The following is an 891-nucleotide window of genomic DNA, read 5'->3' on the forward strand; positions in this document are numbered from 1 at the left end:
TCTTGAGATCAGGGGCCTTGGTATTATCAATGTGATGACGCTATTTGGGGCTGGCGCGGTCAGAAGCAATAAACGAATCACGATTGTCATGAATCTTGAACTCTGGGAGCAGGGCAAGCAATACGACCGGCTCGGACTTGAGGAAGAGACCATGAAAATCATTGATACAGAAATTACAAAACTGACGATTCCCGTCCGTCCAGGCCGAAACCTTGCAGTCATCATCGAAGTGGCAGCAATGAACTTCAGATTGAAGCGGATGGGGCTGAATGCCGCTGAACAATTTACCAACAAGCTGGCGGATGTCATTGAAGACGGTGAACAAGAAGAATAGGAGTTGGGCGTTAAATGAATGAAGCGATAGAACCACTCAATCCGATAGCATTTCAGCTGGGGCCGTTAGCCGTCCATTGGTACGGAATCATTATCGGTCTCGGTGCTTTGCTCGGGCTGTGGATTGCGATGAGGGAAAGTGAAAAACGGGGGCTGCAGAAAGATACGTTTATTGATCTTGTCCTGTTTGCCATTCCAATTGCGATTATTTGCGCACGAATTTATTACGTTGCCTTTGAATGGGACTATTATGCGGCACATCCGGGAGAAATCATTAAGATTTGGAAGGGCGGCATTGCCATTCATGGCGGATTAATCGGCGCCATTTTAACGGGTTATGTGTTTTCGAGAGTGAAAAACCTTTCGTTCTGGAAGCTTGCGGATATTGCCGCGCCCAGCATTTTGCTCGGCCAGGCGATCGGCCGCTGGGGGAACTTCATGAATCAGGAAGCGCACGGCGAGGCTGTCAGCAGAGCCTTTTTAGAAAACCTGCACCTGCCTGAATTTATCATCAATCAAATGTATATCAATGGGCAATATTATCATCCTACTTTTTTA

The 891-nt window shown here is 47.3% G+C and carries 1 protein-coding gene and 1 pseudogene; both read left to right on the forward strand.

The genetic code is table 11. The features are described 5' to 3' along the window. Positions 1 to 334 (forward strand): annotated as a pseudogene (locus ACWHAR_RS24665) (HPr(Ser) kinase/phosphatase); the annotation flags it as partial. A 14-nt stretch (positions 335 to 348) separates the two neighbouring features. Continuing rightward, the coding region (gene lgt, locus ACWHAR_RS24670; protein WP_452088130.1) for a prolipoprotein diacylglyceryl transferase at positions 349 to 891 on the forward strand (543 nt) is incomplete at its 3' end.

It is taken from the genome of Bacillus sp. LR--39 (assembly GCF_053613335.1).